Genomic DNA, 25,168 nt, shown 5'->3' on the forward strand with positions numbered 1-25,168 from the left:
GCTACGACTTCRTGCCGCTGCCGCACGAATTGACCGCAAAGCTGGTCGACGACAAAGCGGCAGCCAGCGGGCGTCCGGCGCGCGACGGCATCCTCGGTGAACTGCTGAAGCAGCTCAACCAACCCAAGTAGGCAAGCACGTCTAGGGCCCGCGACGGAGTACTCCGTCGCGGGCCCTTTTTTTGCGCGTCGCAAAGCCAGGAACATCACCCATCGCAACATGCGATAGCGACTCCAGCCCGCCGATTATTCCTTCGGCAGTTTGTGCTTATGAATGCGGATATAATCCTGCACGGCCTTTCGCAGCAATTCGGTCATGCTGTGCCCGTTGCTGATCGCCAACAACTTGAACTGGCGCTGCTCCGCAGCCGTCAGGTAGTAGCCGCAGCGAATCATCTCCTCCTCGCGAATCTTCTTTCCGGCGATGGGGTCCTTTTTCTGACCCTGCCGCAACAGCTTGCGAAAATCGGGCCCGACTGCCGGAGACGGCTTTGTCGGTTCCTGCATATGCAGCGCAGCTTGCTCCTTGGCCCCTGACGTCTCGACCTTCGGTGTGATGAACAGGCTCGGCAGCGCCGGCGGCTGCGTGGAGATCGCCTTCATCATGCGGGATTTCTTGTCGTCAGCGGATTTCGGTGCGGTTTCTTCACTCATGCCGCATTCCTTGTGGCTTCGATGAAGGTTTGCAGAAGGTCGTCAAAGACCCCTTCGCTCTCGGCAACCGCCTTCGCGTCGGGCACCGCGGGGCTGTAAAGGGTCTGCCCGGTCTGCAGATCGCGGTAGGCAACACGATTGTGCAGGACGTGTTCTGCAATCGGCGTGCCGTTGGTCTGGATAATGGCGCGCAATTCGGTCAGGGCTCGCGCCCTGCCATCGATGATGGTCTGCTTGGTCAACACGAATATCGCAGGCAGCGGTCTACCCCGGCTTTCGACCGCAAGCGGGATGTAGTGGTCGGTGATCTGGATGGCGGCGGTCACGTCGTCGAGGGCAAAATAGACCGGCACGACGACAATATCGGCCGCGAAGAGCCCGGCCATGAGGTTGTCATTCGTGGTGCCTTCCGTATCGATCAAGACGACGGAGCGCTCACCGTTGTGAGTGGCTGCCGCGCGAAGGATTTCCTGCGGGGTCATCGCGCTCACCAGTTGCAGGCTGTCAGGACGATTGCCAGCGTCACCCAGCATCTGGAACCAGCGGTTCATGTTCTGCCGCCGATCGCCATCGATAAGAGTGACCGAATAACCCCGATGCAACGCGACGGATGCGAGGGTGCGCAGCATCGTCGATTTGCCAGTGCCGCCCTTGGGGATTGCAGCGGAGATGATCATGGGGGCCTCCTTCCGGCGTCGGCTCCTTGTTTCCATGTTAACATGGAAACAAGTCATCACTGACACATGGAACAATGTCACGGTCGAAACTTGGTGACATAGTCAACGGGTCAGGCCGGTTTGGCAACCCAGGCGCGCATCATAAAGGCTCGATCGCAGGCGCAATTTTTGCGCGCTGCTATCTTCAGTGAGGAGCGGATCCGGTGGGCCGATCCCCGCCTGCGAATCGCTCGAATGTCTCCATGTTAACATGGAGACAAGTCTTCAGCGCAACATGGACACATCACAACAAATCGCGATGGAAACATTACGACGTTACGCGTCTGCGGTCTGGAGCTGAAAACTGGGCTAGCTGGGAGGGACGTCCCCTGCCGCTTTTATCGCCCTCCTCCTATTGGCAGGATAGCCTATTTTGTGATACACACAAAATAGGCGGCGCGGCCCTGGTGGGTCTTAGCGCCCGCAAGCGGGCTTAGAGATGGATGCAGACGCCCAGAAAGCAGCGGAAAAGAAGGCGTCACGACGCTATGGGGAGGTGACGCACATCCGGTTTTCGGTTGACGAGCTGGCCAACCTCAAAGCCATTGCGGAGCGGGATGGCGTTACCGTCAGCGAGGTCGTCCGGCGTCTGGTGCGGGCAGAGGTCGGGCATCTGCCTATCGCGTCAGAGGCGTTGCGGCCGACGATCGTGGACATGACCGATCAGCTGCGGCGCGTCGGCATCAATTTCAATCAGGCGGTGCGCGCCATGAACGACGGCCGTGTTGCCCACGATGAGGATCTTGAGAAGGCGCTGATCGCGGTGGGCGACCTCGTGCGGCAGTTTCGAGAGGAACTGAAAACGATGACCGTCGGGTCTCGCAAGGCGAGGGAGGCCAGGCCATGAGCGGTCGTCTTGCTGGCTACGCGGCCGAAATCGAACGCTATCTGCGGGGCGGGTCCGGCGTGAAGCGTGAGGAGTTGGACGACAACAAGTCCGTGACGGGAGCCGGACGCGCGGCCGGTGAATTCCAGGCGATGAAAAGTCATGAGGTGACTGGTGGCGGCGGGCGCCTCGTGCAAGGACAGGCCGGCGCGACGCCAGGTGGGCGCAGGAACGCCCCTCGTTCGTCGCCAGGAGGATTGGGGGCGTCGGGGAGTTCGATGTCCAGCGGGGCTCCAAAGGCTACTACTGCTGCGAGCTCGCACAAGGCCACTAGCGCGCCGATCCTGGTCTATGGCGCCACGCTCGCCGGTTTCCGGTCGGAAGAGGAGGAGGAGGAAGACTGGAAGCGGCGCGGCGGCGGCGGCCGTGGTGCTGACCGCCCTGGCGGTACAGGGCGAGCGGCGCGGGCGGGCTATCAGGCGCGGGCAGTGGCGGCACGGGCAGGCTATGCGGCGGGTGCGCAGCCCGCCGTGTTCAAGGTCATGCCCAATCCGCCGTCGACCAGGGAAGCCGCCGCGCGGCTGCTCAATTACATCGGCAAGCGCGAGGACGAAAAAGGCGAGAAACACGACATCGAGATTTTTGACGAGGATGGGCAGGTCCTTGCGGCAGGCGGCGCACGAAAAGCGTTCCTGGAAACATTTTGCGAGACGTTCGAACCGCCCCTGGAAAACACCAATTTTCTGGAGGTTAGTTTCGAGCTCGCCGGCGAGGTCACCGATGCCGCCTTGAGCGAGGCATTGAACAAGGCCTTCGGCGCAAAACCGTTCATCTATGCGCAGGATGGACCGACGGTGCAGGTGTACGCGCACACCGATGAGCGGGCCGGACCACTTGCGAGGGTCCTTGCCGGCGGTCGGGAGAATTCGCGCAGCAAGGCGCTCGACAAGATCGAGGCGCGCTTGTCTGAAGCCATGGGCGCGGCGGGGGTGGTAGCCAAGGCAGAGGTGACGGCGGCCGTCAGCCATGAACCCAAAGCCAAATATTTCCTGCAGAAGTTCATCCGCACCCACAGCCAGGTTCGCCACGCAAACGGCGAGCCTGTACCCGGGGTGAAGAATTCCACCAAGGCTGCGGCTTCAGTCTATGAGCAATGGCGCCCGCAGTTTTCGGGGCGTGAACGCCGCAATGCCTATCACCTGCTTTTCTCTGCAAGGGCCGGCACCAATGCCAACGCCGTCATGGCCGCGGCGCGCGCCGTGCTCGAGGAGCGAGCGCCAGGATACAAGTTCGTCCTGGCGCATCACAAGGACACCAAGCACGTCCATATCCATGCGATGGTGCAGGCACGGTCAGCCGATGGCGAGCGCCTGAAATTCTACAAGCCGGATCTCGCAGCCTGGCGCGAGACCTTTGCGGAAAAAGCACGCGAGAACGGCATTGCGATGGTGGCGACGCGGCGGATGGATCATGCGATGACGCGGCCGTTCACGAAGGAGCATGCCGGAGCCTACAGCCGCGCCCAGAGCGATCCGCGCTACCAGGTCAGCGCCAGGACGATCGAGCGGGTGGAGGCCAAGCGGCAACGCCGTTTGGATGGACAATCCCTTGTCGTGAATGGCGATGCAATCGCTGCCGCATGGCAAAAGACTGTAACGACGATGCGGACCGCGGGCGTTGTCGGTCAGGCTCTCATGGCAGCGGAGTCGATCGGCAACAATTTTCTGCAGTTCCGTCGCGAGCGGACAGGGGAGGGGCAGCCAGGTCTTGCCGCGGGTCGTGGAGCTGATCAATTGGGGCAGAAGTCTTTCCTGTCCCATCCCGGTATGAGAGAATTGAATGCACTGATAGGAGATTTGAACATGGCGCAAACCCCCTTGGAAATGCGGCGTCAGATGGCCCGCGTCAATCAGGCTCTGGGCAACATGCGTGAGACGCTGCCGCCGGCGCATCAAGGACAGTTCGAACAGTATCGTGAAGAGGTCAATGACAAGATGCACGACCGTCTCGCGCGGCTGCAATTCGAGCGGCAGCAGCAGCGTCGTGGTGGTGGCGGTGGYGAGCCGATCCCCGAGCGCGAGGCGCGTGGGCGAGACCTTCCAACCCGGGATGATCCCCGCCAACCGGAGCAGCCACGCACCGGCACYGAGCAGGAGATAAGAGCCAAGCAGAAGGACGCAAACAAGCAGAAGACTCAGCAGACTGAAGAGCAGGACCGCAAGACTCAGCGCTCGAACGATAACGATTACGAGCGCTGAGCAAGGGCCGACCTAGCGTCCTCGCGCGGTGGTCTGCAGACGACGAATTCGTCACAGAATGATCAGGCTGCAGGGCAAGCGCCGCATCTCGGTCATTCAGGCTGATTTCACCGTAACCGGAAAGCGGACGTTGCCGGGGTCCCCTCGACAGAGTTGCAAAGGCAGCTTGAGTGCCTGCCCACTGACCGGGAGCAGGGCAGATAGTTGGCTCTAAACCTTGGACAGTTGCGTGATTAGGGCGATCGTAACATCCAGTAAGTTCTGTGTAGCGAACGTCCGACTCGCCCTCGATGATGGAAACCTAGGACGGGCCGACAAGCATCCGGCAGAGCGGATAACTTTCAAGCGCCGTCGAAAGTGGCAATCGGGCGCGTGCAAGGGCAGTACGCGCCTTTCACGAGGCCAGAAACACATTCGACGGGAGCAACCCAGTCGGATTAGATCACCACCTGTGTTCCGATTTCCACCACACGCCCAGTCGGGATCTGGAAATACTCCGTCGCATCGGCCGCTGTCCGCGCTAGGCCGATGAACAGCCGGTCCTGCCACACCGGCATGCCGGAATTGGGCGAGGCCTTGAGCGAACGTCGCGACAGGAAGAAGGATGTCGACATGATGTCGAATTTCCAACCCTGCTTGCGGCAGATCGCCAGTGCGCGCGGGATGTTGGGCTGTTCCATGTAGCCGAAGGTCAGTGTCACCCGCATGAACAGCTCGTTGAGTGTCTCCATCCTGACTCGGTCGCTGTCGGGCACCACTGGCTGCGGCGCCGTCACCACTGAAAGGATGACGTTCTGCTCATGCAGCACCTTGTAGTGCTTCAGGCTGTGCATCAGCGCGGTTGGAGCACTCAAGGGATCGCTGGTCAGGAACACTGCCGTACCTGATACGAGATGGGGCTTCTTCTTCAACAGATTGCCGGCAAGGAAATCGAGCGGGATCTCATTGCGGCGGGTCTTGTCGAACAGATAGCGGCCGCCGCGCACCCAGGTCCAGATAATGAGGCACATGACCAACGCAATGGTTAGCGTAACCCAGCCTCCTTCGATCACCTTAATGACGTTCGAGCCGAGGAATACCAGGTCCACGACCAGGAAGAGTGCCGACGCCATAAGGGCACCAGTGAGAGACCAGCTCCAGATTCGTCGCATAACAATGAAGAGAAGCAGGTCAGTGACCACCATCTGGCCGGTGACCGAGATGCCGTAGGCTGAGGCGAGATTGCCCGATTTTTGGAACCCAAGAACCAGCATCATGACGCCAATGCCGAGCAACCAATTGACCCTCGGAAGATAGATTTGACCCTCTTGCGTCTCGGAGGTGTGCAGGATGCTGAATCGCGGCAGAAGATTCRGCTGGACAGCTTGGCGTACCAGCGAAAACGCCCCGGAAATGACAGCCTGACTGGCGATGATCGTAGCCGCGGTGGCCAAGGCGACCATCGGCACCAGCGCCCAGCGAGGCTGCATGTCGAAGAAAACATTCTCCGGCAGTTCGGTGCGATTCAAAACAAAGGCGCCCTGCCCAATGTAGTTGAGCAGAAGGCACGGGAACACGATCCACAGCCAAGCCATCACAATCGGTCTGCGGCCGAAGTGGCCAAGATCCACGTAAAGCGCCTCAGCGCCGGTCACAGCTAGAAAAACAGCGCCGATTGTACCGAGCGCAAGTGCTGGATTGGCCACGAGATAGTGGACGGCATAGTAGGGATTGACGGCCCACAACACTCCGGGATTGGTGACGATGTGGCTTACTCCGGAAACCCCTAGCGCGAGAAACCATGCGAATGTAATCGGCCCGAAAACGCCCCCAATGGCGCCGGTCCCGAATCGTTGGACCGCGAAGAGCCCAGCAAGAATRACAAGCGTGACTGGCAAGACGTATGGCTCAAGGGCTGGCGTGACGGTCTCAAGACCTTCCACTGCAGCGAGCACCGAGATCGCTGGCGTGATCATAGAGTCGCCCGTAAACAACGCCGCGCCAAGCACGCCCAAGACCAAAATGGCAGCTGAGCGAGCCGGAAGACTACTGCCGGCCAGGGACATCAGGGACAGCGTGCCGCCCTCGCCCTTGTTGTCCGCCCGGAGAACAAATGAGACGTATTTAACCGTTACGATGAGGGTTAGCGCCCAAATGATCAACGAAAGAATGCCAAGCACATCCTCACGTGTCGCCGATCCGTCCGATGCCGCAACAAACAGGGCTTCGCGAAACGCGTAGAGAGGACTTGTTCCGATATCGCCATAAACGATGCCGAGAGCGCCCAGAACCAGTATTCGCACGCTCTGCTGGGAGTGGACGTCATGCGCAGCGGACTGTGCTGCTGCAGCCTCGCCGTCGCCTGCATCGGCATTGCTCATGAACCTGCTCCTCCGGCTAGAGCAAACGTTTCTTCGTTGTCCTGGCAGCCGTTTGCTGACTATCGCCCTCCCGGGTCTTTACGGTCGAGCATGCCGGAAATGTTGACGATCAAGGGCCAGGGCCAGGAAGCGCCCCACGATATCGACTGACATCGAAGGCGCCGCAGGCCGTTCATCGGGGTCGAATGCGAGCCCAATGACGGCGCGCGGGCCGCCTGCCGTTGTCGTTACGGGCCAAAAGTCGAAGCGCGAGGTCAGCGCCGGGTAAACTCCGGCGCTCACGACAAGTCCCGTTGCCAACGACGAGCGCGCCGCCTCGATTTCGGCTTCCTGGGGCCTTACGTTGCCGACTTCCTCAACGGAAACCACCTTGCCGTCCAAAACGAGAATGACGACGGCAGGAACTTGAAAAAGTGCTGCAAGAGTGTGGGAAGTGATCGAGACGATCGCCTTTGCATTGTCGATCCCCGCGACATCGCGACTGTATGTTTGCAGCATTGTTGTCTGCCTCTTCAGAAGCGCCGCTTCAGTTGCGCGGCGCCGGGAGGTAAAGGCAACGCCACTGACGATAAGTCCGACGACAAAAAGCAGTGCAATCGCCCAGACGTTTGCCGGGTCATCGACGATCAGAGTGTAGCGGGGCTCGGTCAGGAAGAAATTGTAGGCGAGTGCACCAAGTACCGCCGAAAAGAGCGAGGGGCCCAGGCTTAGGCCTACGGCCGCTATGATCACCGGCACCACAAATATGAGTGAGATGTTCGGGATCGCCACCTGGGTGTCGACACCGACAGCCACGATCGTCGCGAAGGCAGTCATTGCAAACGAAGCAAGATAGCGTACCGTCGCGGGAGCCTGCGCCAAGCCGAAAAGCGTATCGGCACCTGGCGACGATGTGATGTCCCGTTGCATCCTCGGATTGACATCGCTCATCGCATCGCTCCCCGCCGGGATTGCCGCATGACCCAAACCTAGGCCGATACGCATAAAGATTCCATTCGTGCGGGAGGCCCAAGATATAAAGATTCCATAGTCGAAAAGCGGCGGATCGGGGAACTCCCTGCACACAATGTTGGCGAAAGGGGGCGTCGCCGAGGAGGCTTTGGCAAGCCACCGCGCGTTCGCGTGCCCGACAGGATTCGGCCAGTCGAAGTCCGTGCCGACGCTATCGAGGATCTGCTGCACGGCGTAGAGGCTGCCGACATGGCCGTGTGGCCGCGCGAAAGGCAGGAGCGGCACCGACGGCCTCCAGCAGACGGCCTCTGCGACGCCGTTATGTCAGCTCGGCTTTCACAACGCGCGTGGTGCGATCCGTGACCGGCTTTGGAAACGCGTCCAGGAACACGCCGGGCCACCTCCGAAGGGCATCAAGCGGCCGGCGACGCAGTGGGTCAAGCCGGGCTTGATCGGCCGCGTGAAGCACTTGCGCGGCGAGGAAGATTTGCGGCACGCCTCGCTGCAAGATTTTCGCGAAGAGTGATATAACGAACAAGGCTAGGAGGACGCTATGATTAGATGGCAACTTCCGATCGCCGCCGGCATGGTTCTGACTTGGTGCGCCGCAGGTGGCGCCGAGGTTGGCGACCTTTATGACGCTGCGATGGCGGACAATCTGGTGCTTGTCCAAAGCCTCGTGACGAACGGCGCAGATGTGAACGAACAAGGTGACGAGGGAACGCCGCTGCACGCGGCCGTTCTCCAGGGCGATATTTCAATGGCAGCCTTCCTGCTGGACAAAGGTGCCGATATCGAAGCTGTAAAGCCCCCGGCCGGCTACAAGCCTTTGCATATTGCAGCGAGCTACGACAAACCGGAAATGGTCGCCTTCCTTTTACAACGAGGAGCGCAGGCAAATGGAAGAGATTTTGAGGAGCGGACGCCCCTCCATCTTGTGGCGCGGCTGGGGTACGCCGACATAGCCAAACTGCTCCTCGATAGCGGCGCTGACGTGGACGCAGTCGATGGGCATGCCAAGTATACGGCGCTGCATTTCGCAATTCTGACGGACAAGAAGGAGATAGTGAGGTTGCTCCTCGGCCATTCGGCCGACGTCAACGCCGCGCCGACAGGGGAAAGCCCGCTTCACCTTGCCGCGAGGGAAGGATCACGAGAGGTTGTCGAGCTTCTCGTCGAACGAGGGGGCGATTTGAGCGCGAAAACCCGTCAGGGCATGACCCCGCTGACGATTGCGGAGAGCACAGGCCGTTCGGAAATCGCTGCTTTGCTTCGCACTCTCGCTGCCAAGGAGTGATTTGGTCGGTCTCGCGCGATCATCATTCTGAACGATGCTGGCCGCATGCCTTCGCCGTCAAAGATACTGATCGCGGTCGGCGCGGTGCGCGAGGCAGAACCAATGGGACGGTCGCCTTGGTCTGGCGAAGCCGAACGGCGCGCCGCAACCGCATCCGGGATGCTCGCAAACGTGGTTCTCGATCCTCGCCCGCTCACGCGGGACCGGTGTCATACCTTCGGCAAGTCTGGCCGGCTCATCGCTCATAGGAGTGCAATCGGCTCTATCATGCTTGGCTTGTCGTTGGAACATCGTCGCGCCGACGACGTTCGGCTGGATCATGTCCCTCAGTGATGACCCAAGCTAGCCCGCAATGTCACCCGAGTAATAGAGGATCAGCCGAGGCAGGGCGATTGAGCGCATGTGATGCGCCTTATTGATATGCTAGGGCTCGCCCAGTTACTGGAGCTGGACATGGCTGGCACATCGCGAAAGTATCCCATGCTGCGGCGCTCGCGTGCCATGTGGGGGTCGCGGCGCGTCTGGCAGCCTCGGCTGGTATTCTGGGCAGGTGCCATCGCAATTGGCCTGATCAGTGTTCTGTTTGCGGTTATGGCTGACCAAGCGCAGGCGCTGTTCCATCGGATAACCGGCGACGGCGGCGGTTGGCGCAGTTTGCTGCCTCTTGCTATTACGCCGATCGGTTTCGTTGTGTGCGCGTGGCTGGCTCATTCCTTCTTTCCCGGCTCGCAAGGCAGCGGCATTCCACAGGCGATCGCTGCCCGCCACCTGCGCGACGACGAGGATCGCAGCCACATCCTGTCGCTGCGGCTCGTGGTCGGCAAGATCGCGCTCACCATAGTTGGCCTGTTCTGCGGCGCTTCGATTGGCCGCGAAGGGCCGACGGTGCAGGTTGGCGCGTCGCTGATGCTGCAAGCTGCACGCTGGGGCGGCATGGCGCAGGCGCGTGGCCTGATCCTCGCCGGTTCTGCGGCCGGCATTGCTGCGGCCTTCAACACGCCGCTCGCCGGCATCGTCTTTGCCATCGAGGAGATGGGCCGCACCTACGAGGCGCGCACCAATGGGCTGGTGCTGACGGCGGTGATCCTGGCCGGTCTCGCCTCGCTTGGGCTGCTGGGCAACTACACCTATTTCGGTGTCGCCAGAGACACCATCTCGTTTGCAGCCGAGTGGCCGCTGGTGATCGCCTGCGGCATCATCGGCGGCGGTCTTGGCGCGTTGTTCTCGCTGCTGGCGTTGAAGACGACGCGGCGCATCCGGCGCTGGAACACGCAGCAGCCGCTGCGGCGTGCCCTGCTGGTGGCTGCCATTTGCGGGTTATTGGTGGCGGTGATCGGCATCGCCTCGGGCGGGCTGACCTTCGGCACCGGCTACGCGCAGGCGCGCGGCGCAGTCGAAGGGACGCCGCTGCCCCTGTTCTTCTTTGCGGAGAAATTTCTGGCCGGGCTGCTGTCGATGATCTCGGGCATTCCGGGCGGCATCTTCGCGCCCTCGCTGGCGGTCGGCGCCGGCATCGGCAGTTCGCTCGGACTGCTGTTAAGCGTCAGCACCGGAGCTGCAGCGCTGCTTGGCATGGCCGGCTATTTCGCCGGGGTCGTGCAGGCGCCGATGACGGCCTTCGTCATCATCCTGGAGATGACGGGCAATCACGACAATGTCATCGCGTTAATGCTGGCCTCGATGCTGGGCTACGGCACGGCGCGCATGATCTCGCACGAGCCGCTCTATCACGCGCTGTCGCGGGTCTTCATCGCCGAGGCGATCCGGCGGCGGCGGATCATATCTGAGAGACTGGGATGAACCATGACATGACATTGTTTGACCTCGCTAGCTGTTGCTCTGGGCCTGTTGGTGATCCGCCGGGGCCTAACCGTCTGGATGCGCAGTTTATTCAATGGAACACACAGACCTCGGTGCGGCCTTCTATGGCTGGGTAGCGCGCTTACGCGATGATTTGTGCTAAAGTTGTTCCCGGCGCAGTTCCTCCACAATCGCGCCGTTGAGCGCCGGACTGCCGTGGTCCCCGTAGCTGGCCGGCCTGTCCCCGGCGCTCCTCTCAAAGCCGCGTTGACCAGTCTGGCGCATCCGCTGCCATAAACAGATAGGTGCTGACCAACACCAGCACTACCAGCACCGCCACAGCTATCCAGAGCGCGAGTTTCGTTCGGTTCATGGCAGGCAGGTAATCAGTCACCGCCCGTGCCGCAATTCAAATGGCCGTGTGTGCGCTACGGCTGGGTAGCGCCTACAGGCGGCTTGACGGCCAAAGCCTCCACAAGCAATTCAAGAGGGCGTTCAGCCCTCGCATAGCCTTGTGCAAGGCCGCTGTGGCGGCGACTAGGCGATCTTCCGGCTTGCCATTGTCGTTGGCGAGGTCGAGCGTTACGGGAGGCTTCATAAGCGGTTATGCGCCTTGCCTTGCTGACGGTCTAGCGCTCTATGATCCGGTCAATCATGCATTGGTCAGGCTCGTGGCCTGTTAATTCCTGCAAGAGCAGTTTGGCGTGTTCCGACCAGTGCTCTTCAGCCAGGTTTAGCTCGCGTACCGATTTCCTGAAGGCTGCGCGCACGAGCAGGCCCGCGTCATTGGCCCTCACTATTGGCGTGGGCTTTCTTCGATCAGGGGAAGAGATGACCGACAAGCCGGCCACCCTCCGCCAATTGTCGTGGCCCCATCTCGATAGTTGGTGCATATTGCTTGCAGACTGTCTTTGAGGGAGGGAACCAAATGTTTGAGCAGCATCGCTTCGTAAAACGCTTGCTCGCAAGCCTCGCACTTGCCCTCGGTTGTTCTCTATGTGGTTTCTTGCAATCAAGTGTTCTCGCCGCGACCCAAGGAAAGCCACTCGGTGTCGTCATCCTGCATGGCGGTGGGGGTAGCCCGAAGGAAGTCACGGCGCTTGGCAACGCACTGACGAGAGCTGGATATTTAGTCCAGCGCCCTGAGACGTGCTGGTCGCTAAAGCGCTTCTACGACAAGGTCTACAATGAGTGTTTGGAAGAAATTGACGGTGCCATTGCGAAGTTGAAAAAGGCAGGGGCGACCTCGTTCGTGGTGGCCGGGTATAGCATGGGTGGCGTCGCTGCTATCGCTTATGGCGCAACCCATGACGACCTGAAAGGGGTAATTGCTATAGCGCTGGCTCACTTCCCGGACTATTTCTCCAAACGCGCGGAAACTCAAGACAGCATTGCCCTCGCTCAGTCGATGGTGAAGGCGGGTCATGCCGACGAGAAGGCCGAGTTCACTGAATTCGGGAAGGATTGGATGAAGCTAAAGCTGACCGCTCGGATCTACCTAAGCTTCAACGGCCCTGATTCGCCGGGATTTGGGCAGGTAAATGCGGCCAAGCTCCGTGCTCCGTTGTTGTGGGTGGCCGGCTCCGCCGACCCGTCACAGAAGGATGGACCGGAGTTTGCATTCTCAAAAGCTCCGGAAAATCTTCTTAACAAGTACGTCAAGGTGGAGGCCGACCACCTGGGCACCCTCAAGGCGTCCAAAGATGTCGTGATATCCTGGCTCAAGGACCTGCAATAGAAATTTGACCTCGGTGCGGGTTGAAAAGATCACGCCGAAGGTGAAGCGCTGATCGCTATTTCCGGGTCTAGGACGCAGTCTGTGGCCCGGCACCTTCCTTTTGACACTGAACAACCAGAGGGGCGCCGAGCCTTTATCGGCGGCGCTTTGAGGGAGGCGGCGCCGAGCCGTGGGCGTAGCACTCTCGCTAGAGTTGTCGGAATACGACCTTTTGGATGATGGCCAGCCAATGGGTCGCGGGTGGGTGACCCGAAATGGGTCATTCCGTCTGGCACCGAAATTTGCTCCGATAGGATTGTTGGGGTCGGGTGTGACGAGTGTCCGTCGCTTCGCAAATGGAGCGGCGGACTTTCCTGTCATAACACCGCCTATGCACTCCCGTCCGTCTCGCTTTCCTCATCGATCATTCGGACCGGCAGATAGGCGTTCGTTTCCAGCCACTCGCGCAGCAAAATCTCAATGAAATCCGACCGGCCAATCTTCATCTCGGCGGCTATGGAATTGAGCGCGTCTTCGGTCGGCGGATCCAGAGGCACGCCAGCCACGTTCCTAAGCATCAAGGCAGCGCGGCGAAGGATGATCTGCAGATCCGCCCGCGACATGTCCGCAATGCGGTCGGCGGCGCTCTCAAGTTCCTCGGCAATGGATAAACGGGACATCCACCGATGCTCGCGGACTTTTACTCGTCTGGCAACAGCCGGCAGGCCGCTGGGTCAGTCTATGATGATATGTCCCTCGACATCTCCGTCGATGCTCATCGCACTCAGGCGGCGATGCCAAAAATTGCACTGTGCCGAATGATGGACGAATGTGCCGTGATCGTCCGGGGTCGCATACTCAATCCTTGCGGTACGCGGGGCGAAATCGTCCTCGGCATGCAGGAAGCGATAGAAATCCGGGCGAACGATCCCGACTCCCAAGTTGATCCTGACTATCATGCTGACTGCCGACTCGCACTCCGCCATCGTGCTCCAGCGCACATCGGCGTGAGCAGATAGAGCCGCCGTTGCGAATAGTGCTGCCAGGCAAACGCGCTTCATCGCCCCGCCTTTCCTTTTGGCAAAACCAGCGTGCAATCCAGGCGTGCTGGCAAGCTTCATCAAAACAGGGAATATATTCCTCCGTTGCGGCGAACCCTTCAACAGAGATCGCCAATGTCCAAGACCCTCGCCGATACCCTGGCCGCCCGCGAAAGGATGTACGTCAATTGCGGGCACCCGGCATGCTGCAAAATGACAAAGCTCGACATCCAGGCATTGATTGACCGGCTCGGGCCGGATCACGGTTCCATGCATTGGGACTTGGTCGGGCTGTTTGGCTGCTCGGATTGCAAGGCTGCGGGCCGAGCCGGCCGGTGTTCTCACCGTCGTCAGGCGAAGAGCAATCGTGAGTGGAAGCCGACGTTCGATCGACAACGCTAAGACGCCACCGAGGGGAAGAGGGCCGTGAACCAGCCCCCTAAGTTGGGACTTCAGTCTTAGTCCCGCCAATAGGCTTAGTTGCGCAGTTGCTAATATGCCCATAGCTTCCATCACTTCCGCGCGGCGACATGAACGCCAGAATGTTGGAGGGCCTAGAATGGTCCCTTTCGCGTCGAGGCTACGCAACCTTGAGTTGGACGAGAGCCCGAAGTGGGAAACACTAATACGCCTCGCCGAAGGACTCTCTAGCGGCGAGCAGAAGAAGGCCGAAGACTTAAGGCACAAACTCGCTCTGCACGATGAGGCAAAGGCAAAACTGGAATCCGATCTGAACGATAAGGTCGCTGCCGGTGCCCGCTTAGATACGTATCAGCCCCTTGTAGACGATACGCCGCAATGCCCGCGCTGCTGGATATGGCGGGCAAGCCATGAGCCTATGCGTGACCAAGGCAGGGGTGAGAACGATTTGTTCAAATGCGGCGAGTGTGGCTACGTCGTGGTTTTCGCACCTTGAGGGCCGCCCCCGTCGTTCCCCACTATGAGCGCATCCCAAGCTGCGAGCAATCGCGACTGGAAGCCGACCTTCGATCGCAAAGGCCCACGTGCCCCATAACGGGTCAATAGGTTTGGCACCTTATTTGCATCGACAGATGTGGGGTTGGGGTGAGGACCCGTGGCTTCGCAAATGGGGTGGCGGGTCTGACCCGACCGCGATTACTTGCGGACTTGCTAAAATAATGAGATTTTTGCAGGAGGGAGCCGTTGGGGAACGGCAAAGCGGGTTAGGCCATGTTTTTTCCGCAATTCCTAGTGGGGATGTTCGCCACGTCGGCGTGGTGGCGATCTGGACTTTCCTGGCAACGGGTTCGTTCTGGAGGGCCACTGCCTGGACCTTCCTCGCGTTGATCATATTGCAGGTTGGATATTTGCTGTTGGCATTCGGACTGTTCTATCTACGCCCAACGAAGAAAATAGAAGAAAAAACGGAGCCTCCTCAGCCCATTCGTCGAGACGGCGCAACGTCATCACAAGGCCGCCAACAATGACCGACAAGCTCATCACAACCTACATCGTCAGCGTATTCGAGAAGCCGCATTGGCACATTGCTCGGCCATGTTTAGGTTGACCCTCGCTCTCGCCTTCGTGCTCACCTGTGGCACCGCGTCCGCAGTAGAGCATTGGTTTGCTCATGACGGCGATACACTGTGGCATGACAAGAAACGAGTTCAGTTGGTCGGTATCGATGCCCCCGAACTTTCGCAGGCGTGTTTTGATGCCGCTGACAAAATCTGGCCCTGCGGCAGGTATGCGCGTGACCACATTCGCCATCTCATTGCTTCCGGGGATGTATCCTGCACCATCGAAGGCAAGGACCGCTATGACAACGATGTCGGTGTGTGCTTCGTGGGAGGCATCGATCTCGCACGCGACCTGGTGAAACACGGATTGGCGGTCGCCGACAAACAAGCGCCTCGATACGTTGCCGAAGAGCGCGAAGCCCGCATTGCCAAACGCAACTTGTGGGCAGGGCACTTTATCGATCCCGGCGAATATAGACGGGGTGGACGCCGATAGCTCCGGCGCAATGGCGGCTACCCTTTCACATGTGGCACGAAGGGTGTTCGGTGCGCCCCCCTACGGTAGGGTAGCGCCAACGGAACCATTCCCCGTTCCGCGGGTTCGGGCCTAACCGGGAGTGTATCCAAAATGGTTGAGGAACAAGGCAAGCCGTACGCGGGCTATAGCCTTGTTGTGCGCCGGCTGGTTGGCGAAACGGGCATTACCGAAAACCAGGCCCGCGAGATGATCGCCTTCCTAGGGCTCAACAACTGGTCTTCGCTTGTGAGGGAGTCCCGCATTATGGCCGCCCAACAAGGCTAGACCTACTTCCGCACGATCCATTCCAGCAAGTCGGGATCAATGGCATCGCTGCCGGTAAAGTCGGCGATCAAAAGCGTGGCTTTCGCCCGCCATTGGTCCTCGGGAATGTTCTGTTCGATGACGGATTTAATGAAGGCGCTGCGAATGATATCGCAGTCGAATGCCGATACCGAAACACCCAGTTTGTCCATAGTGCAACCTCCCTGACCTTGCCCCTCTGATCTAATCCGGTTTGAAGTTCGTTCTGGCCCATCGAGAGGACCAGGACATGAAACGTAGCCGCTTCTCCGAAGAGCAGATCATCGGAATTTTGAAGGAACACGAGGCTGGGGTATCGGTTGCCGATCTGTGCCGCAGGCACGGGGTCAGCGACGCCTCGATCTACAACTGGAAGGCCCGCTTCGGCGGGATGGATGTCTCCGAGGCTCGGCGACTGAAGGCGCTGGAGGACGAGAACACGCGGCTGAAGCGGCTTCTGGCCGACGCCATGCTCGACAATGCCGCGTTGAAGGATCTTGTGGGAAAGAATGTATGGTCCGCCCCGTCCGTGCAAGGGTTCGCGACATCGCCGATGACGATTCCAGTTGCATAAATGTATCCGGCCTCTCGCGAGTGGGCTGCTGTTGCAGCCAGGCCATGATGAGATCCGCGCACGCCGTTCCCAATAAATGGTTCGGGCACGAAGCCCGCTTTTTTGCACAGGGCTTACGGCATGCTGATCCACTGTTTCGTCATCGCTATTCCCGAGCCTTGCAATCGAGCCGAGAGGGTCAGGCGAATGCAGGATCCCTGCGTTCGTAGAGCGCTCCCGGCTTGGTCAGGACAACCCAGACAATGCGCGCCATCTTGGCGGCGAGTGCAACAACGGCCTTGTTCGGGTGCATTCTGCTCTGCAGGCCATCGAGCCAGCTTCCAAGACGATCCCGTGTTCGGTCCAGATGTCGGAAGCAGGATCGCGCGCCATGAACAAGGAGCTTGCGGACGTAGCGGTTCCCGCGCTTGCTGATGCCGAGGAGCTTCTGCTTGCCTCCGGTCGAGTATTCTCGAGGGACCAGCCCCAGCCATGCGGCCAGGTCGCGAGCCTTCTGGAACTGGCATCCGGTGCCGACGGCCGCCAGTAGCGCGGTAGCGCCCAGTGCTCCGATCCCCGGGATCGTCATGAGCCGGCGGGCAACATCCTCTCGATCTGCAATCGCGGCGATCTCCCTCGTCACGTTGTCGATGCGCTGCTCCAGCCGGCGCAGGTCGGCGAACAGATCCGTGAGCAGTTTACGCATCGCCGGCGAGAGGTCGTTCGACGCATCGTCGAGGACCAGCGGCAAGTCGAGCTTGAACAGGCCCGCTCCCTGTCTCAATGCAATGCCGTATTCCAGGCAAAACGCCCGCATCTGGTTGATGAGACGAGTTCGCGTTCCGATCATCTGGTCGCGCACCCGATGCAGAGCCTGGAGGTCAGCCTGTTCCTCGCTCTTGATCGCAGCGAACCGCATTGTCGGCCGAGTGGCCGCTTCGGCGATGGCCTCGGCATCGATAATGTCACTCTTGTTTGACTTCACGTAGGGCTTCACGAACTGCGCCGGGATCAGGCGCACCTTGTGCCCCAGCGCTTGCAGTCTCCTGGCAATCCATTGTGATCCTGCGCACGATTCCATCCCGACGATCGCCGGCGCTGCTCGCGCAAAGAACTGCAGCAGCGTGTCGCGTCGGAAGCGAGCTCGCTGGACGGGCTCGCCGCCGCTGTCCGTGCCGACGACGTGGAAGATATTCTTGCCGATATCGACTCCATAGACTGCCGCAGGGCGCGGCGCATTGCGTAGGGACATTGCAACCTCCTTTGGTGGGACCGCCCGGATGATGCTGCGGGAGGACGGGGCGGACCATCCCATTAATGGTGACGCCCGCGGCCAAGCGGAAAGCTGTGGCTCGCCTGAAGGAAGGCTTCGGGATGAGCGAACGGCGGGCGTGTAAAGCCATCGGCTGTTGCCGCATGACGGTTCGCTACGAGACCAGCAGGCCGGACGACCGCGAAGTTCGCGAGCGGATGAAGGTGATCGCGCAGGAGCGTCGCCGGTTCGGCTACCGGCGTCTTCTCGTGATGCTGAGGCGGGAGGGCCTGGTCGTGAACCACAAGAAGCTGTTCCGGCTCTATCGGGAGGAGAAGCTCGCCGTTCGCCGTCGTGGCGGCCGCAAGCGGGCGATCGGAACCAGGGCGCCGATGCTGGTGCCGCTGCGTCCCGACGAGCGGTGGTCGCTCGACTTCGTCTCCGACCAACTCACCGACGGGCGCCGCTTCCGCATCATGGCCGTCGTCGACGACTGCACGAGAGAGTGCCCTGGCACTCATCGTTGATACGTCTCTCTCGGGCATGCGGGTTGCCCGCGAATTGGACCGGCTCATCACCGAGCGCGGCCGGCCGAGGATGATCGTCAGCGACAATGGCAGCGAGTTCACCTCGAACGCCATCCTCTCCTGGGCGGATCAGAACCGCGTCGAATGGCATTACATTGCGCCCGGCAAGCCGATGCAGAATGGCTTCATCGAGAGCTTCAACGGCCGACTGCGAGATGAACTGCTCAACGAGACGCTGTTTACCTCGCTGGCTCAGGCGCGCGTAGCCATCGCCCTGTGGCGCGCCGACTACAACACCGCGCGGCCGCACTCCCAAATCGCCTGGCAGACACCGGCCGAGTTCGCCAGCACCTTCAATCCGCGACGGTCACTCGCACTGCGCTATGCCAAAGGCTCCGTGCCAGCGCCCGTCGCTTCACCCGCCCAGCAGGGCACAACCCACGCCGGAAACGAACTCAAAACTGGATAAAAACTAGGGGCAACGTCATCCCAACCAAAGGCTGAAGACAGAATGGTGACGGGCGATTCATAATGCGTCTGATGGCGGATTCAATGGAATTCTAATGTACGGTTTTTGCGGGCAGGACAAGCGGACCTACCGACTAAAAAGGCCCCGGCGCCAGGGTGAATGCGCCGGGGCCTTTGCGGCATGTACGCACTACCTACCATGTCCGATTATTATCGTGGGCTAATATGGTCAACAAAGGATGAAGGACCAAATCCGATGTCTGAAAAGCCTGTCACAACCTACATCGTGAGCGTGTTCGAGAAGCCGCATTGGCGGACTGTCCTGACCACGACGGACATAAACAAGGCTCTGGCCAAGGCAAAGGAAATAGGCGAACAGGTGCGGATCGAGCGGCGCGTTCAAGACGCGTGGCGCGGCAACGAAAGCACCAGGGGCGTCGTTTCCTAACCAGCCGGTAGATGCCACCTCTTCACTGGCTCGTGCCCGTAGATTGGCCCGTCGTTTGGGTATGGGCCTTTTTTGTGGGTACGCCGAAGAAGCGCTAACCAACCTTCGGCAATCGCGAGGCGCGAGGCGGAAGGCGCGGGCATCCTTCTTATTGATGATGCTGTGTTTCGGCTTGCAGTTGTATAGTGGTCTCAGTCATTTCAGTGCGATAAATTCGGGAAGCAAGGTTCGGGTGCCACGGGAGGGTGTGCCATGCGAGAATTGCCATTCGACATCGATGCAGATGCCGTGATTGAAGTGGGCCGATATCTGGATGATCACGCGAAGACCACCGCAGTTTCGATATATGAAGCGCTCCGTGTAATCAGGCGTCGCGTCAACAAATCGCGGGTCGGCGACAGCGGTTTGGAGGAACTGATTGTAGAAGGCGCCGCAGCCAGAAAGCTTGCCCTCTTGTTGGACACCCACAATTAAGGAACGCCAATGGCGCCGGCCGAGCACGCGCGGTTTGGCCTTCCGTCCTGGGAACTTTCCGACGGGTTTGCGGCTGGATATATCTTTCAGCCGACGGAACGTTTGTACCCGCCCGGTGTTATTGCCATGATCCCCGCATAGGGATCATAAAGGGCCTTGCCCCTCTTGGCCCTAGTTTGAGTTCGCTGTCTCCCGGAAGTGTCCAGTCTGCGCAACGTTCGCGCTTTTGGAGCCGTCGACAGCGGACCCGACGCATTTCAATGATCCTCTAGGAAGTCAGCTAAGTCGTTGTGTTTTCGCGGACAGCTGGTCTGCCTCTGCGGTCCGATCCTGGCAAGATATTGTCGCCTACAAGACGGTCTTCGGACGATAGTTTGGGCGGTATGAAAGGACCGGTCGCGCCGATCTCGCCCAGCCAATCGTCATAACCATCGTTCATCTTGGCTTTCAGAGCGTCAGGCTCAATTACCCCGGATTGGAACAGGCTCATGAGCCGCCGTCCGAAGTGCTCCCTTGCCGGGTGCCATTCTGGAATTCCAGCCTCGTTGCAGTAGTCGTCGAGAACCGAGGCCAGCATTGTAAGCTGCTCGGATTCTATTGGGTTGCGGTGTGGCATTGCTTTTCCCTTTGTGGGGGGCGAAAGCGTGATCGACTCTTCCAAGCGCCAGCGCCCGTACAGTGGCCAGCGACAGGAGTTAGCATGCGCCTTATCCAGTATGGTAGCGAGTCATTCCGCCAGGGAACTGCGATGTTGTTTGCGTTATCACGCCGAAGGTGAAGCGCTGATCGCTAATCTGGATCGCGAAAGCAGGTCTGCGGCCCGGCACCCCACTTTTGACACTGAACAAACCAGCAAGGCGCCGAGCCTTTACCGGCGACGCTTTGAGGGAAACGGCGCCGAGTAGTAAGTGTATCGCTCCCGCTAGAGTTGTTGGAATGCAGCCTTTTGGATGACGGTGCGAACGCTGGAGGTTGCCTGAAAGGGGCGCGCCATAGGAAGGAATCCGGCGACATGTGGGAACAGAGTTCAGCGGCGAGCTTCCTTTTTAAGCTGCATCCAGTTTCTTGAAGACGGACGGATGGCCATTGAAGGCTCCCCCCTGAAGAGTGAGCGCACTGGTGGGGCGCAATCGGTGGACACGACCTGCTGGTCTTTACTTGGCCCATTGCGGAACGTGCAGCAGATCACGCAGGCGGATCGGCAATCTGGGCGAAGCGAGCAATTCGGCGCAGCTCGCCTCCCATCGCCCGAGATATTCGGCGATCGGTAGGCCGCTGCGGCCGGGCCAGCGGTTGAGTGCGCCCAGCGCCTCGACACAGTCCGGCGCGCTGTCGTATTCGGCAAGGATGGTCACAGACATCGCCCGGGCGAACGGATTGAGGGCGGGCATCTCGATCTCGCCACGATGGCCGGCGAACCACGCCGCGGCTTCGCGCGTCAGCCCCTGGCTGTCGGCGAGCGCGGAATAGCCTCGGATGATATTCTCGCGGTAAGCGGCAATGGCATCGCCGAAAGCATTGTCGCCGCCGAACGGCGGGTTTTCCTTCCAGTCCTTCGCCAGGCGCCCTAGGCCTCGCAGCGAGAATGCTTCAACCATGGCTTCTTCGAGCCACTGGCAGGGCGTCGCCGGCTTGGCATCCGGCTGCCAGCTGTTGGCACACACGTGGCCGAGCTCATGTCCGAACTGGTACCGGAATCGCCATCGAGCACTGTCTCAGACACGAGCTCTTCAAGTTCGTTTGCAAGCTCGTCATCGTACGCGGCCAACGATCTCAATTTTGCCAGTCCCCAGATTTCAACGTCAGGCGCCGCCGGCGACTTGAGTTCAGCGAGGATCTCCTCCGGGAGGTCGAGCGAAACGATGACTATTCCACCGTCGAGGCCATTGGTCTTGATGACTTCGTGGGTATGCGCGATCGCATCCCTAACGCGGCGCCGCCAATCCGTTTGCCAGCGGAACATTTTGAATTCTACCGCCAATGTTGTGGTGGCGGCGTTCGGCGTAAACGTCAGGTCTGGAAGCGAGCGATACACCGCCCATTCGTCTTCGTCTGCAGGCTCTTCGTCCGGCCTCGTTCCAGCGGCCCGCCCGACCTCCTCTTGCGCGAGGATTCTAATTAACAACGCTTCCCAATCTCGTGCGAGGTTGTGGGTCTCGATCTGCAGCTCTTTCATCTTCCCCATTCGTTTGCCCTCACCCTATTCGCTGCCGGCATCGTCACCCGTGAAAACTGGTGAAATGTCACCGGCCAGCAGCTTCGCCTTGGATAACAGCCCTGCATCTTCGAGCGCTTCGAAATCCGGCAGGTCGCGCAGCGTGTCGAGCCCGAACTCAAGCAGGAATTCTTTTGTCGTCACATAGGTGTAGGGCGCGCCCGGGGTTGGGCTGCGCGGACCGGAAGCGATCAGGCCGGCACCGCGCAGATGACCTATAAAATCGCGACTAATCTCCTTGCCGAAGAAAGACGACAGTTCGGCGCGGGTGATCGGCTGGAAGTAGCCGATGCACATCAGCACCAGCACTTCAGATTGCGTGAGGTCTGCCGCGCGTTCGTTACCGCCGACTGCACAGCGGATGGCATCGGCATAGGCCGGGCGGGTGAGATGCTTCCAGCCTCCGGCGACCGAGACCAGATCATAGGGTCGACCGCGCAGCTCCTCGCGGATGTCGTCGATCAGCAGATCGATGCTGCAGTTTTTTCCGACGATCCGCGCGAGCGTCTCGCGGCCGACCGGTTCGTTGGCGGCGAAGATGGTCGCTTCGACACGGTTCATCCATTCGCGCCAGCGCGCCTCCGGCGGCAGGTGATCCAGTTCGCGGTCAAACAGCTGGTCAGCTGATCGACGGTCATCTGGCCGATCCTTTCCGCGTCTGCGCACCGCTTCCACCATGGTCGTCACAGCCCGTAGATGCGAAAGGTTGGGCGGCCCGACAGCTCGCGCACGGCACCGAGTTCGACCAGCCGGTCGAATAGCCGGCGCAGGCCGCGGTCGCTCATGCCGGCGATTTTTTCGGATGCGACGATCGCGTCGTCGGACAGGAGTCTTTCGACGACCATGTCTGCCGCCTTGGCCCTGAGTTTTGGCGCAACTGCAAGCAGCCGGTCCGCGCGGCGCTCGAGCTCGGCGGAAAGATCAATGGCGCGCACCGCAGCGCGCGCCTGCGCGGCCAGCAGGCTTTTGGCCCAATCGGATTCCGTTTCGGCACCTGCGGCCAGAGCGGCAGCCACTGGTCGACGCGCCCGGCCCATACCCACAGCTAACGCCGCCTCGCCGCCCAACAAAGGGATTACATGCGTCCAGCCTAGCCGCTGCGCCGATCAGCCCGTTGCGCCAGCGGCTAATCGACGACATGACCCTTCGCCGGTTCAGCCAGGAGACGCAGCGCAACTACCTCCGCGATGTCGGCCGGTTCGCTACCTTCCTTGGCCGCAAGCCGGATATGGCGACCGCGGATGATCTGCGCCGGTTCCAGATCGAGCAGCAGGACGACGCTGTTCCCGTGCCGACGATGAACAGCATCGTGTCGGCGTTGCGCTTCTTCTTCACCCACACGATCGACCGCCCGGACCTGGCGCGCAAGCTCGTGCGGCTGGCGCACCCGCGCAAGCTGCCGGTGGTGCTCAGCCGCGACGAGGTTGCCCGTCTGCTCAACGCCACCACCTGCCTCAAGCACCAGGCCGCACTGTCGGTTGCCTATGGCTCCGGCTTGCGCGTTGCGGAGGTGGCGATGCTGAAGGTCGCCGACATCGACAGCGAGCGCATGCTCATCCGGGTGGAGCGCGGCAAGGGCGGGCGATACCGGAACGCCATGCTGTCGCAAGACCTGCTCTTGCTGCTGCGCCAGTGGTGGAAGGTCGGACGCCAGCAGGGCGTGATGCATCGCGACGGCTGGCTGTTCCCGGGGCAGCATGCGATGAAGCCCATCAGCACCCGCCAGCTCTATCGCGTGGTCGTCGACGCAGCGCAGGCGGCCGACATCGCCAAGCGGGTCGGACCGCACACGCTGCGTCACAGCTTCGCCACCCACCTTGCTGGCTAAATAGCACCGCCTTCTACACCAAGGTTGCAACCCGCACGGTGCGCACCGTCACGAGCCCGCTCGACAAGCTTGGCCTCTTCAAGCCGGGAGAGATCTCGCCCGACAGCTGAGCGTGCGCGCCTCGATCGAGGTCGCCGACATCTTCCGCAGCGCGGGGTCCGCCTACCGGGCGGCCCATGCCGGCCATCTGAGCCTGCATCAGCTGAAGGTCATGTCGGCGATCGAGCACTGCCGCACCGCAGCCCTTGGCGGCCATGTCGAAGCCTGCGAGGACTGCGGCCAGTGGCGCATCGCCTACAACAGCTGCCGCAACCGGCATTGTCCGAAGTGCCAGGGCGCGGCCGCGCGTACATGGCTCGCCGAGCGGGAGGCCGACCTGCTGCCGGTGGGATACTTCCATGTCGTGTTCACGCTGCCGGCCGAGGTCGCCGACATCGCCTTCCACAACAAGGCGCTGGTCTACGATCTGTTGTTCAAGGCGGCATCGGAGACGATACTGACGATCGCGGCGGACCCCAAGCACCTCGGCGCGCGCATCGGCATCACCGCCGTGCTCCACACATGGGGCTCGGCAATGACCCACCATCCCCATGTCCACATGATCGTGCCGGGCGGCGGCATTGCGCCGGACGGGTCACGCTGGATATCGTCGCGGCCGGCCTTCTTCCTGCCAGTGCGCGTGCTCGGCAAGCTGTTCCGCCGGCTCTTCCTCACCCGGCTGGTCGCGCTGCACGACGCAGGACGGCTCGCCTTCTTCGGATCGATGGCGCACCTGTCCGAGCGGCAGGCATTCGTGCGGCACCTGTCGCCGGTCCGCAAGAAGCGCTGGGTGGCGTACGCCAAGGCGCCGTTCGCCGGGCCGGAGGCGGTGCTCGCCTATCTGTCCCGCTATACCCACCGGGTCGCGATCTCGAACAGCCGCCTCATCCGCCTTGACGAGAGCGGCGTCACCTTCCGCTACAAGGACTATCGCCGCAGCGGCGCCGATCGGCAGCAGGTCATGACGCTCGCAACCGATGAGTTCATCCGCCGTTTCCTGCTCCACGTCCTGCCACGTGGCTTCCATCGCATCCGTCACTACGGCCTGCTCGCCGGCTCCGCTCGCAATACCAGCCTCGCACGCGCCCGCGAACTGCTGAACGTCGCTGCGCCGTCCGAGGACGACAACTCGGTAGAGCCGACTGACGTCCGGCCGCCATGCTCGTGCTGCGGCGGACGCATGATCATCATCGAGACGTTCGAACGGTGGAGACAGCCGCGCGGACCGCCGGACACAACGGCGACGAACCGGGAGAACTCTCCATAACCCGGCATGGCATGGTCCAACCCTCAGCCGCAGGCACTCAGCCTCCGGCAACGGACCCACGCGTTTCTATGGTGATCATCGACGCCGAACGGGTCGCGTCCGGCCGCGCGACGAGCCGACAATACCGCCTGGCTGAAAGGCGAAGCGGTCCGTCCGCATCAAACCCGCCGCTTCCTGG

24 protein-coding genes and 4 pseudogenes are annotated in these 25,168 nt (G+C 60.8%); 15 read left to right on the forward strand and 13 right to left on the reverse strand.

Going from position 1 to position 25,168, the window contains the following annotated elements:
* Window positions 1-245: 245 nt before the first annotated feature.
* Window positions 246-653 carry a hypothetical protein gene (locus AC1DYW_RS30000; protein WP_477228608.1) on the reverse strand — a complete coding sequence of 136 codons (408 nt, stop codon included), beginning with the start codon at window positions 651-653 and terminating at the stop codon, window positions 246-248.
* On the reverse strand, window positions 650-1,330 hold the full coding sequence (locus AC1DYW_RS30005; RefSeq protein WP_477228609.1) for a nucleotide-binding protein: 681 nt from the start codon (window positions 1,328-1,330) through the stop codon (window positions 650-652). Before AC1DYW_RS30005 ends, AC1DYW_RS30000 begins: the two co-directional genes overlap by 4 nt.
* 478 nt (window positions 1,331-1,808) lie before the next feature.
* Here AC1DYW_RS30005 and AC1DYW_RS30010 point away from each other — a divergent pair, with 478 nt between their 5' ends.
* Both AC1DYW_RS30010 and AC1DYW_RS30015 read left to right on the forward strand, forming a co-directional pair.
* A complete protein-coding gene (locus AC1DYW_RS30010; protein ID WP_477228610.1) occupies window positions 1,809-2,216 on the forward strand; it encodes a hypothetical protein in 408 nt (135 codons plus the stop codon).
* Window positions 2,213-4,453 (forward strand): relaxase/mobilization nuclease domain-containing protein, encoded by a 2,241-nt coding sequence (locus tag AC1DYW_RS30015; protein ID WP_477228611.1) that lies wholly within the window; start codon window positions 2,213-2,215, stop codon window positions 4,451-4,453. The genes AC1DYW_RS30010 and AC1DYW_RS30015 overlap by 4 nt, the downstream gene beginning before the upstream one ends.
* 437 nt (window positions 4,454-4,890) lie before the next feature.
* Here AC1DYW_RS30015 and AC1DYW_RS30020 read toward each other — a convergent pair whose 3' ends face one another.
* Together AC1DYW_RS30020 and AC1DYW_RS30025 are read right to left on the reverse strand one after the other, a co-directional pair.
* Window positions 4,891-6,813, reverse strand: a complete 1,923-nt coding sequence (locus tag AC1DYW_RS30020) for a potassium transporter Kup (protein WP_477228612.1) — start codon at window positions 6,811-6,813, stop codon at window positions 4,891-4,893.
* 78 nt (window positions 6,814-6,891) lie between these two features.
* Entirely contained in the window at window positions 6,892-8,049 is a 1,158-nt protein-coding gene (locus AC1DYW_RS30025; RefSeq protein WP_477228613.1) for a DUF4118 domain-containing protein, read from the reverse strand.
* Between the two features lie 268 nt (window positions 8,050-8,317).
* Here AC1DYW_RS30025 and AC1DYW_RS30030 point away from each other — a divergent pair, with 268 nt between their 5' ends.
* The 3 genes from AC1DYW_RS30030 (at window position 8,318) to AC1DYW_RS30040 (ending at window position 12,599) form a co-directional block, all read left to right on the forward strand.
* The gene (locus AC1DYW_RS30030) at window positions 8,318-9,061 is read left to right on the forward strand and encodes an ankyrin repeat domain-containing protein (protein WP_477228614.1); all 744 of its coding nucleotides are present in this window, start codon (window positions 8,318-8,320) and stop codon (window positions 9,059-9,061) included.
* A 453-nt stretch (window positions 9,062-9,514) separates the two neighbouring features.
* On the forward strand, window positions 9,515-10,861 hold the full coding sequence (locus tag AC1DYW_RS30035; protein ID WP_477228615.1) for a chloride channel protein: 1,347 nt from the start codon (window positions 9,515-9,517) through the stop codon (window positions 10,859-10,861).
* Window positions 10,862-11,789: 928 nt separating this feature from the next.
* Window positions 11,790-12,599, forward strand: coding sequence for an alpha/beta hydrolase (locus AC1DYW_RS30040; protein ID WP_477228616.1), 810 nt, complete (start codon window positions 11,790-11,792; stop codon window positions 12,597-12,599).
* A 368-nt stretch (window positions 12,600-12,967) separates the two neighbouring features.
* Here AC1DYW_RS30040 and AC1DYW_RS30045 read toward each other — a convergent pair whose 3' ends face one another.
* Together AC1DYW_RS30045 and AC1DYW_RS30050 are read right to left on the reverse strand one after the other, a co-directional pair.
* Window positions 12,968-13,258, reverse strand: a complete 291-nt coding sequence (locus tag AC1DYW_RS30045) for a hypothetical protein (RefSeq protein ID WP_477228617.1) — start codon at window positions 13,256-13,258, stop codon at window positions 12,968-12,970.
* A 54-nt stretch (window positions 13,259-13,312) separates the two neighbouring features.
* Window positions 13,313-13,741 carry a hypothetical protein gene (locus AC1DYW_RS30050; protein WP_477228618.1) on the reverse strand — a complete coding sequence of 143 codons (429 nt, stop codon included), beginning with the start codon at window positions 13,739-13,741 and terminating at the stop codon, window positions 13,313-13,315.
* A 12-nt stretch (window positions 13,742-13,753) separates the two neighbouring features.
* Here AC1DYW_RS30050 and AC1DYW_RS30055 point away from each other — a divergent pair, with 12 nt between their 5' ends.
* The 4 genes from AC1DYW_RS30055 (at window position 13,754) to AC1DYW_RS30070 (ending at window position 15,901) form a co-directional block, all read left to right on the forward strand.
* The gene (locus AC1DYW_RS30055) at window positions 13,754-14,020 is read left to right on the forward strand and encodes a hypothetical protein (RefSeq protein WP_477228619.1); all 267 of its coding nucleotides are present in this window, start codon (window positions 13,754-13,756) and stop codon (window positions 14,018-14,020) included.
* A gap of 157 nt (window positions 14,021-14,177) precedes the next feature.
* Window positions 14,178-14,534 (forward strand): hypothetical protein, encoded by a 357-nt coding sequence (locus tag AC1DYW_RS30060; RefSeq protein ID WP_477228620.1) that lies wholly within the window; start codon window positions 14,178-14,180, stop codon window positions 14,532-14,534.
* 608 nt (window positions 14,535-15,142) lie between these two features.
* Window positions 15,143-15,595, forward strand: a complete 453-nt coding sequence (locus tag AC1DYW_RS30065; protein WP_477228621.1) for a thermonuclease family protein — start codon at window positions 15,143-15,145, stop codon at window positions 15,593-15,595.
* A gap of 132 nt (window positions 15,596-15,727) precedes the next feature.
* Window positions 15,728-15,901, forward strand: coding sequence for a hypothetical protein (locus tag AC1DYW_RS30070; RefSeq protein ID WP_477228622.1), 174 nt, complete (start codon window positions 15,728-15,730; stop codon window positions 15,899-15,901).
* A gap of 2 nt (window positions 15,902-15,903) precedes the next feature.
* On the opposite strand, the gene AC1DYW_RS30075 is transcribed toward AC1DYW_RS30070, so the two are convergent.
* The gene (locus tag AC1DYW_RS30075; RefSeq protein ID WP_477228623.1) at window positions 15,904-16,092 is read right to left on the reverse strand and encodes a hypothetical protein; all 189 of its coding nucleotides are present in this window, start codon (window positions 16,090-16,092) and stop codon (window positions 15,904-15,906) included.
* 77 nt (window positions 16,093-16,169) lie between these two features.
* Here AC1DYW_RS30075 and AC1DYW_RS30080 point away from each other — a divergent pair.
* Window positions 16,170-16,433, forward strand: a pseudogene (locus AC1DYW_RS30080) (transposase); the annotation flags it as partial.
* Window positions 16,434-16,671: 238 nt separating this feature from the next.
* Here AC1DYW_RS30080 and AC1DYW_RS30085 read toward each other — a convergent pair.
* A complete protein-coding gene (locus AC1DYW_RS30085; protein ID WP_477228624.1) occupies window positions 16,672-17,724 on the reverse strand; it encodes an IS110 family RNA-guided transposase in 1,053 nt (350 codons plus the stop codon).
* Window positions 17,725-17,789: 65 nt separating this feature from the next.
* Here AC1DYW_RS30085 and AC1DYW_RS30090 point away from each other — a divergent pair.
* From AC1DYW_RS30090 to AC1DYW_RS30100, 3 genes and pseudogenes are all read left to right on the forward strand, one after another.
* Window positions 17,790-18,720: pseudogene (locus AC1DYW_RS30090) on the forward strand (IS3 family transposase); the annotation flags it as partial.
* Between the two features lie 255 nt (window positions 18,721-18,975).
* Window positions 18,976-19,167: a hypothetical protein gene (locus tag AC1DYW_RS30095; protein WP_477228625.1), complete on the forward strand. Its 192-nt coding sequence runs from the start codon at window positions 18,976-18,978 to the stop codon at window positions 19,165-19,167.
* A gap of 252 nt (window positions 19,168-19,419) precedes the next feature.
* Window positions 19,420-19,641: a hypothetical protein gene (locus tag AC1DYW_RS30100; RefSeq protein ID WP_477228626.1), complete on the forward strand. Its 222-nt coding sequence runs from the start codon at window positions 19,420-19,422 to the stop codon at window positions 19,639-19,641.
* A 280-nt stretch (window positions 19,642-19,921) separates the two neighbouring features.
* Here AC1DYW_RS30100 and AC1DYW_RS30105 read toward each other — a convergent pair whose 3' ends face one another.
* From AC1DYW_RS30105 to AC1DYW_RS30125, 5 genes and pseudogenes are all read right to left on the reverse strand, one after another.
* Window positions 19,922-20,302 carry a hypothetical protein gene (locus AC1DYW_RS30105; protein ID WP_477228627.1) on the reverse strand — a complete coding sequence of 127 codons (381 nt, stop codon included), beginning with the start codon at window positions 20,300-20,302 and terminating at the stop codon, window positions 19,922-19,924.
* Window positions 20,303-20,795: 493 nt separating this feature from the next.
* Window positions 20,796-21,239: a hypothetical protein gene (locus tag AC1DYW_RS30110; protein WP_477228628.1), complete on the reverse strand. Its 444-nt coding sequence runs from the start codon at window positions 21,237-21,239 to the stop codon at window positions 20,796-20,798.
* Complete coding sequence (locus AC1DYW_RS30115) at window positions 21,209-21,817, reverse strand: hypothetical protein (RefSeq protein WP_477228629.1); 609 nt, start codon at window positions 21,815-21,817, stop codon at window positions 21,209-21,211. Before AC1DYW_RS30115 ends, AC1DYW_RS30110 begins: the two co-directional genes overlap by 31 nt.
* Window positions 21,818-21,841: 24 nt before the next feature.
* Window positions 21,842-22,534: an SMC-Scp complex subunit ScpB gene (gene scpB, locus AC1DYW_RS30120; RefSeq protein WP_477228630.1), complete on the reverse strand. Its 693-nt coding sequence runs from the start codon at window positions 22,532-22,534 to the stop codon at window positions 21,842-21,844.
* Between the two features lie 5 nt (window positions 22,535-22,539).
* A pseudogene (locus AC1DYW_RS30125) lies at window positions 22,540-22,959 on the reverse strand (DUF1403 family protein); the annotation flags it as partial.
* Between the two features lie 35 nt (window positions 22,960-22,994).
* Here AC1DYW_RS30125 and AC1DYW_RS30130 point away from each other — a divergent pair.
* A pseudogene (locus AC1DYW_RS30130) lies at window positions 22,995-23,794 on the forward strand (tyrosine-type recombinase/integrase).
* 2 nt (window positions 23,795-23,796) lie between these two features.
* Window positions 23,797-24,990 carry an IS91 family transposase gene (locus AC1DYW_RS30135; protein ID WP_477228631.1) on the forward strand — a complete coding sequence of 398 codons (1,194 nt, stop codon included), beginning with the start codon at window positions 23,797-23,799 and terminating at the stop codon, window positions 24,988-24,990.
* The last annotated feature ends 178 nt before the right edge of the window (window positions 24,991-25,168 follow it).

This window comes from Mesorhizobium sp. P2_D5 (genome assembly GCF_056404355.1).

Bases quoted from the DNA above. Each gene is read 5' to 3' on its own strand.
- AC1DYW_RS30000 (WP_477228608.1), bottom strand. From the start codon at position 653: ATGAGTGAAGAAACCGCACCGAAATCCGCTGACGACAAGAAATCCCGC.
- AC1DYW_RS30005 (WP_477228609.1), bottom strand. From the start codon at position 1,330: ATGATCATCTCCGCTGCAATCCCCAAGGGCGGCACTGGCAAATCGACG.
- AC1DYW_RS30010 (WP_477228610.1), top strand. From the start codon at position 1,809: ATGGATGCAGACGCCCAGAAAGCAGCGGAAAAGAAGGCGTCACGACGC.
- AC1DYW_RS30030 (WP_477228614.1), top strand. From the start codon at position 8,318: ATGATTAGATGGCAACTTCCGATCGCCGCCGGCATGGTTCTGACTTGG.
- AC1DYW_RS30035 (WP_477228615.1), top strand. From the start codon at position 9,515: ATGGCTGGCACATCGCGAAAGTATCCCATGCTGCGGCGCTCGCGTGCC.
- AC1DYW_RS30040 (WP_477228616.1), top strand. From the start codon at position 11,790: ATGTTTGAGCAGCATCGCTTCGTAAAACGCTTGCTCGCAAGCCTCGCA.
- AC1DYW_RS30045 (WP_477228617.1), bottom strand. From the start codon at position 13,258: ATGTCCCGTTTATCCATTGCCGAGGAACTTGAGAGCGCCGCCGACCGC.
- AC1DYW_RS30055 (WP_477228619.1), top strand. From the start codon at position 13,754: ATGTCCAAGACCCTCGCCGATACCCTGGCCGCCCGCGAAAGGATGTAC.
- AC1DYW_RS30060 (WP_477228620.1), top strand. From the start codon at position 14,178: ATGGTCCCTTTCGCGTCGAGGCTACGCAACCTTGAGTTGGACGAGAGC.
- AC1DYW_RS30070 (WP_477228622.1), top strand. From the start codon at position 15,728: ATGGTTGAGGAACAAGGCAAGCCGTACGCGGGCTATAGCCTTGTTGTG.
- AC1DYW_RS30075 (WP_477228623.1), bottom strand. From the start codon at position 16,092: ATGGACAAACTGGGTGTTTCGGTATCGGCATTCGACTGCGATATCATT.
- AC1DYW_RS30085 (WP_477228624.1), bottom strand. From the start codon at position 17,724: ATGTCCCTACGCAATGCGCCGCGCCCTGCGGCAGTCTATGGAGTCGAT.
- AC1DYW_RS30095 (WP_477228625.1), top strand. From the start codon at position 18,976: ATGTCTGAAAAGCCTGTCACAACCTACATCGTGAGCGTGTTCGAGAAG.
- AC1DYW_RS30100 (WP_477228626.1), top strand. From the start codon at position 19,420: ATGCGAGAATTGCCATTCGACATCGATGCAGATGCCGTGATTGAAGTG.
- AC1DYW_RS30110 (WP_477228628.1), bottom strand. From the start codon at position 21,239: ATGGTTGAAGCATTCTCGCTGCGAGGCCTAGGGCGCCTGGCGAAGGAC.
- AC1DYW_RS30115 (WP_477228629.1), bottom strand. From the start codon at position 21,817: ATGAAAGAGCTGCAGATCGAGACCCACAACCTCGCACGAGATTGGGAA.
- scpB (WP_477228630.1), bottom strand. From the start codon at position 22,534: ATGGTGGAAGCGGTGCGCAGACGCGGAAAGGATCGGCCAGATGACCGT.